Annotated in this window: 7 protein-coding genes; 3 read left to right on the top strand and 4 right to left on the bottom strand. The window is 65.5% G+C overall.

What is annotated here, in order from left to right:
- The 4 genes from WBV89_RS01965 to WBV89_RS01950 form a co-directional block, all read right to left on the bottom strand.
- Nucleotides 1–220 (bottom strand): hypothetical protein (locus tag WBV89_RS01965; protein WP_423979661.1); only part of this gene is annotated, 220 nt, incomplete at its 3' end.
- A 44-nt stretch (nucleotides 221–264) separates the two neighbouring features.
- Nucleotides 265–1,257, bottom strand: coding sequence for an FkbM family methyltransferase (locus WBV89_RS01960; RefSeq protein ID WP_423979660.1), 993 nt, complete (start codon nucleotides 1,255–1,257; stop codon nucleotides 265–267).
- A gap of 13 nt (nucleotides 1,258–1,270) precedes the next feature.
- The gene (locus WBV89_RS01955) at nucleotides 1,271–2,125 is read right to left on the bottom strand and encodes a glycosyltransferase (RefSeq protein ID WP_423979659.1); all 855 of its coding nucleotides are present in this window, start codon (nucleotides 2,123–2,125) and stop codon (nucleotides 1,271–1,273) included.
- A gap of 19 nt (nucleotides 2,126–2,144) precedes the next feature.
- Nucleotides 2,145–3,581 (bottom strand): Stealth CR1 domain-containing protein, encoded by a 1,437-nt coding sequence (locus WBV89_RS01950; protein WP_423979658.1) that lies wholly within the window; start codon nucleotides 3,579–3,581, stop codon nucleotides 2,145–2,147.
- A gap of 382 nt (nucleotides 3,582–3,963) precedes the next feature.
- Between WBV89_RS01950 and WBV89_RS01945 the strand changes: the two genes are divergently transcribed.
- From WBV89_RS01945 to WBV89_RS01935, 3 genes are all read left to right on the top strand, one after another.
- Nucleotides 3,964–4,812 (top strand): ABC transporter permease, encoded by an 849-nt coding sequence (locus WBV89_RS01945; protein WP_423979657.1) that lies wholly within the window; start codon nucleotides 3,964–3,966, stop codon nucleotides 4,810–4,812.
- Nucleotides 4,799–5,569, top strand: a complete 771-nt coding sequence (locus tag WBV89_RS01940; protein ID WP_423979656.1) for an ABC transporter ATP-binding protein — start codon at nucleotides 4,799–4,801, stop codon at nucleotides 5,567–5,569. Before WBV89_RS01945 ends, WBV89_RS01940 begins: the two co-directional genes overlap by 14 nt.
- Before the next feature lie 95 nt (nucleotides 5,570–5,664).
- Nucleotides 5,665–5,997: hypothetical protein (locus WBV89_RS01935; protein WP_423979655.1), on the top strand; the 333-nt coding region annotated here is incomplete at its 3' end.

Raw genomic sequence — 5,997 nt, 5'->3', positions numbered from 1 at the left:
TTTCGATCGGTTCGGCGTTGGTGAGTGCGGCGATCCAGCCGCGGACCGAGGCGTGGCCGTCGCTGTGGAACCGGCCGGTGTCATCGGCACGGTCGATCACCGCGATGTAGGAGGCCTCGAGTTGGCGACGGGCGGTCTCGAGGTCGACCAACGCACGATCGAGATCCGCACCAGACATCGAGGCTGCTTCCTCGATCGTCGGAATCGCCACCGGATCCATACGAACAAGCGTACGCCAGGGGTGTCACAAAGTCGTCCGACCGATCAGCCGGTGCGCCGCACGCGGTCCACGATGCTGTTCCGTACGCGCCGTGCGGAGGAGGCGAGCGATGGCATCAGGTCGCGTCGACAGAACCGCACGGCCGTGCCGACGATCTCACGGCTCCCGCCACGCTCGAATGCGCGACGGGCACTCTTGAGGATCGGTGGACGCGGATTGCCGGCGAGGTCGCACGCGAGGTAGCGCTGGTGCCAGACGCTCCATCGCTGGACGAACTCGTCGTCGAGGGGCCCCGGGGCGAGCAACCAGTCACGTGCGACTCCCTTCCGACCTGTGATCCGGTCCTCCGGCGTCCAGTCCGGTGACGCGGAGAGCGCGTAGTACGAGTACCCGAGGCCGGAGAGCGCCTCCATGATCGGAGCGCCAAGATCTCGATTCGAGCGGTACAGAACTTCGATCACCAGATACGGGCGGTGGGCCTCGAGAGTCCGTCGAGCGCCGGCAAGCACCGCCGGTTCGTGCGTCTCCACGTCGATCTTGATGATCGATGGCGGGGTGCCGGTCTCGGCCACGACGTCGTCGAGCCGGCGGGTCTCGACCGTGAGTTCGCCAGTGGCATCGCGAAATCCCTCGACCATCGAATTGGACGCATCAGAGATCGGCGAGAGAAACAGTTGGGCGTGTCCATTCGCGTCCGACAGCGCACACTCGTGCACGATCACGTCGAGCTGATTGGCGTGCACCACGTTCGACAGCATCGCTGCGGTCGTCGGCGACGGCTCGAACGCGTGCACGGCGGCCGGTCGGAACATGGCCGCAGCGATGGCCGAATAGACGCCGACATTCGCGCCCACGTCGTACAGCACGAAGCCGGGCTCGTGCCGTTCGAACAGCGCCAGCAGCGCGGCTGCCGTCTCGGGCTCGAACGAAGCGAGCCCCGATCGGCGGATGAGGCGCTGCACCGACGTGTCGAACGGATCGACGAGGTCGAGACGATCTGCTCGACCGCCTTCGGGCAATGGGATGCGATAGCTCATGGCCGGGAGGTCCTCATCGATCGATCACGGCAGAGTCGTCGACCTCGATGGAACGCTTCAGATACGCCGCATCGTCGATTGCCCAGGTGTTGGAACCCGTCCGCATCTGGACGAAGTTGAATCGGTCAGCGGAGAACGTGGAGATCCCGCGTCGATGACAGCGCGACAGGAACGCCCGGTCCTCACCGAGTGAGATGTCGTCGAACTGCTGACCTCCGACACGGTCGCGGTCGATCACGAACGTTCCGCCGGCCAGCGTTCCGGAGTAGCGGAACTCGTTGCCGGGGAAACGAATGTGGGTCGCGCCCGTCTCGGCGATGCGCGCGAAGTAGCTGTGCTTGCCGACCACGCCGGCACCGGCGTAGGCGTGCGCTCGCAGCGCATCGGCGAGATAGTTCGCACCGTAGATGTCGTCATCGTCGAATTTGGCGACGAAGCGCGCATCGGTACGCGCCATCGCACGGTTCAGGGCAACTCCGAGCGAAGTATCGGGCGGAGGACGCTCGATCACGGCACCCAGCGGTTCGAACGCTGCATCGACGACATCATGGTCGAAGTCCGGTGAGTTCGCGACGAACACCAGCTCGGTGTCCACCCCGTCCTGGCGACCAACATTCGCGACGACGTCATCGATCAACTGCGGACGCATCGACACACAGACCACAGCAACCCGGCCCTCGACGATCGGGTGGGCCGCTCGGTAGCCGTCGTGGCGGGCCTCCGTCGTCTCGTTCCAGGCGGCCAGATCAGTTCGCGGTGGGTCCCCGAGGCTCTCCAGTGCGGACGTCGACGATCCGGTCCTGGTGATGACTCGTCGAAGATCGGCGTACGAACGCCACCCCTTGTTCCGAAGCTCTCGGGCGTTCATCGGACACCCTGCGGACCGCTCATCGTTCCCACGGTGCGCCGACCGGCAACATCTGCTCGAAGAACTCGGTGATGCGCCGCTCGCGGTCATCGTGGTCGCCACCATCGCGATGCGTCTCGTTGATGCAGTACGTGAGCAGCCGGTCGTCGAGCCGGATCCGGTCGAGATGCCAGTCCAGGCGACCGGACTCGACATGGACATACTCGGTCGCGATGTCGCCGAGCACCGCCCGCCGGGTCGCGAGCGCGTAGTGCTGGGCGAACGACGCGGCCGTACTGAGATCGCTGGATGCCCGGAAGCGGCTGTGCTGGGTCGCTGCGACGATGTCGGCGAACCGCTGTTCCATCTCGACCATGGCCGCTCGGCTGAGCGGATACGGGGAGTGATACGGCTTGGCGGTCGCGACCCGGCCGAACGTCGCGGCGAGCAGCTCGCGTCCGCGCAGTGCACCGGTGTCGACCGCCAGCGTGTCACCGTCCTCGACTCCCGGTGGCCGCGCGTCGCTCTGGAACACGAGGGGCAAGCCGTTCGGCGTGAAGAACGCCTCGGGTCGGGTGGAACGCGCGATCAGCATGTCATCGTTGAGATAGATGAACTGCTCGGCGAGGCCGTCGATGCGATGCAGCGCCGCCTCGATCGCGTGGGAGTTGAACGTGGGCAGCGCACTCGCCGGGAGGATCTCGAAATGGTCGACGAGACGAACGCGAGGGTCGTCGCCGAGCCAGTCGGGTCGCTGCCCCGCCGTCACGATCCAGATGGTGCGCGCCCAGCCGCAATGCGCCCAGACCGAGCGCAACGAGTACTTCAGCTCGTCGCGGCTGTGGTAGCGGGCGGGGTCGAGCGCGGTCTCGTCGATCGATCGGCCGACCTCCCGTGCGGTCGCTCGAAACGCCTCCCGCCAGTCGGGATCGGCACCGTCGACCCACGTGTAGACGATGTCGATCGGGTCGGCGACGTGCTCGAGGTTGGCCCCGACGGGGAATGCCGTCCGACCCGGGTACGGCCGTCCGTCGACGACCTCGGTGGTGACCGGACACCGTTCGTCGAAGCGCTCCTGGTCCCGATCACCGATCTTCTCGAGCAGTCCGGACGAACCGCGATCCCAAAAGCTGATGACCGCGCCCTGGTTGACCCCGACCGCCTGATCTCCCCACGCGAACGCCTGGAACACGTTCCACTCGCGAGCCCGCATGACGTGCCTACGCGTGTTCCTCCGGTCGAGCGGTTCGAACCCCGAGCGTCCACCGTCCGCCCACATCAGGTACCACCCGGCTGCGTCGATCCGATCGAGGGCTGCCGAGGCGGCCGAGCGATCGGCGAGTGCAACACCGAACTCCAGCCCGTCCCCACGGCGGGACACGACGAAGTGATCGATTCCTCCAGCAGTCAACGTGTTACTCACCACCGCGGATGTCGTGTGTCCGAGATCGAAGAACGACTGCGACAACGGTCCCATCGTCAGGACCCGTCGGGCCCCCAACGATGCCGGCGAGGCCCCAGTCGCCCGGACCGAGTCCGATCCGCGCACCGTCCGAAGGCCGCTGATGAGATCGTCTCTGCGCTCGCGAAGCCGCAAGAGCGACGTTCGGCGGTACAGCTCCGCGACCGAGGGAGGGAGCCGACGATCGACCCGGTACCGCTGGAGCAACCCGCGGAGTCGCTGCGTTCGGTCGGTAAACACCGATGCGATGCTAACGGCGCCCGCCGCAGCGACGAGGGAGTGGATCGGCCCGTCGCCCGAGGCGCGAGCGGATCGCTCCGAGAGGTTGCCGATGAACGCCGCTGGGACGCGAGCAGAATCCACCTCGTAAAGCAGTGCGTTGATAGCGTCCCCCGGAATGTCCGTCTCGATCGGTGGCCGCGACGTGCCCGAACTACGCGACGCCCACGAGGCAGAGAAGCTCCGTCCCTACCTCCGCGACGTGTGGAGCCGACGCAACTACATCCGTCACGTGGCCATGAACGAGTTGCGTGCCCGGCAGGCCACCAGCGTGCTGGGCGGATTGTGGCACCTGCTCAACCCGGCACTGACGATCGGCGTGTACTTCCTGGTCTTCGGTCTGATCCTCCAGACGGATCGCGGTGTCGAAGACTTCCTGGTGTTCCTGACGGTCGGGCTGTTCGTCTTCCAGTACGGCCAGAAGTGCACGATCGATGGAGCGCGGTCGGTCGTGACGAATCGCGGCCTGATCAAGGCTGTCCGGTTCCCACGAGTGATCCTTCCGTTGACATCGACCACCACCGAGGCGCTCGCGTCGATCCCGACGTTCCTGGTCGCGTACGTCGTCGCGGCTGTCACCGGGATCGAACCCACCTGGAGATGGTTGATGTTGCCCTTCGTGCTCGCGCTGATGACGTTGTTCAACGCCGGTTCCGCGATGATCGCGGGCCGTTTGACCACTCACTTCGCCGATACGACCCAACTCCTGCCGTTTGCGTTCCGACTGCTGCTCTACATGTCGGGAGTGATCTTCAGCGTCGACGCATACGTCGACAACAACCCGCTCCTGAACACACTGTTCACGTTGAACCCGTACTACTGCTTCATCACTCTCGGGCGATGGAGCATCATGGCGGGCAATCTGCAGACCGACGTGTTGGTGTCGGCCGCGGTGTGGTCGGTTGCATTGCTCGTCGTCGGCTTCCTGTGGTTCCGCGCTGCCGAGGAGACCTATGCCCGTGACTGACCCCAACCCCTTGTCGATGCTCGATGACGGACGCTCACCGGTCGCCGTGGAGATCAAGGATGTCGACATCAAGTACAAGGTGTACGAGGAGAAGTACTTCAGCGCCCGCGAGCTCGTCAGCCGCGGATTCCGCGGCCGGACGTCGATCGAGGTCCACGCCGTCAAGTCCGTTTCGCTCAACGTCCATGTCGGCGAAGCGATCGGGATCGTCGGGTCGAATGGCTCCGGAAAATCGACGCTACTGCGCGCGGTGGCGGGTCTACAGTCACTCGCCAACGGTTCGATTCGGGTGCGCGGCGACGTCGGCCTGCTCGGAGTCGGTGCCGCTCTCAAACCTCTCCTCTCGGGATACCGAAACGTGATGCTCGGAGGGCTCGCGATGGGCCTCGACCCGGACGAGGTGCGCGGAAAGATGGACGAGATCATCGAATTCTCGGGTCTCGGGGAGGCGATGGGCCGCCCGATGAACACCTACTCGTCCGGCATGCGTGCTCGGCTGACGTTCTCGATCGCCACCCTGCGCGTTCCAGACATCCTGCTGATCGACGAGGCGTTGGCGGTCGGCGACAAGGATTTCCGTGAGCGGAGCCTCGAGCGGGTTCGCGAAATTCAGGAGGCGGCGGGGACGATCATCATGGTCACACACAACCTGGGCGAGATTCGCGAGACCTGCTCTCGCGTCATCTGGCTCGACAACGGCACAGTGCAGTCGGACGGACCGACCGAGGAAGTCCTCACACTGTACGAGGCCCGCTAGGCGCCACGATGTTCAGTTCGCTCCGACAACGGCTCCTCGTGTGTGCTCGTGCCGTCTCGGCCGAAGGTGGATCGCTTTTCCGGCCGGTCGTTTCCGTGGCTTCCAGTGTCGCGATTCGACGCGGGGCCGACGCCGACATCGTGGCCGAGGCCCGGTCCGATCCAAGCCGTCCGGTCCATCAGCGACTGCGCGCAATCCGGTGGGCCTCGGCGCTGGCTCGCGACGACGAACTCCCGAAACGGTTTCGTCCGGCTGACCTACGAAACGCGCCGGCCCGTCGCGCGGCCATCTCGGCCCTCGAGCGGCGAGTCGAGACGATCGGTGACCTGCAAGCTCGCGAATCACTCATTTCGATGGGCGACCAGTGGTCCGAAGCCGAACTGGCAGATGCCATCGCGGCCGACATCTCGCTCCGCTTGGCGCAAAGG

The organism is Ilumatobacter sp., from assembly GCF_049588435.1.
Classification (GTDB): Bacteria; Actinomycetota; Acidimicrobiia; order Acidimicrobiales; family Ilumatobacteraceae; genus Ilumatobacter_A.
The sequence above is the reverse complement of the archived record's forward strand: the minus strand, read 5'-3'. Positions and strand labels throughout refer to the sequence as shown.

What these genes read in the sequence shown, in the direction of transcription:
- WBV89_RS01960 (WP_423979660.1), bottom strand. Translation starts at nt 1,257, where the DNA reads ATGAGCTATCGCATCCCATTGCCCGAAGGCGGTCGAGCAGATCGTCTC.
- WBV89_RS01955 (WP_423979659.1), bottom strand. Translation starts at nt 2,125, where the DNA reads ATGAACGCCCGAGAGCTTCGGAACAAGGGGTGGCGTTCGTACGCCGAT.
- WBV89_RS01950 (WP_423979658.1), bottom strand. Translation starts at nt 3,581, where the DNA reads ATGGGACCGTTGTCGCAGTCGTTCTTCGATCTCGGACACACGACATCC.
- WBV89_RS01945 (WP_423979657.1), top strand. Translation starts at nt 3,964, where the DNA reads ATGTCCGTCTCGATCGGTGGCCGCGACGTGCCCGAACTACGCGACGCC.
- WBV89_RS01940 (WP_423979656.1), top strand. Translation starts at nt 4,799, where the DNA reads ATGCCCGTGACTGACCCCAACCCCTTGTCGATGCTCGATGACGGACGC.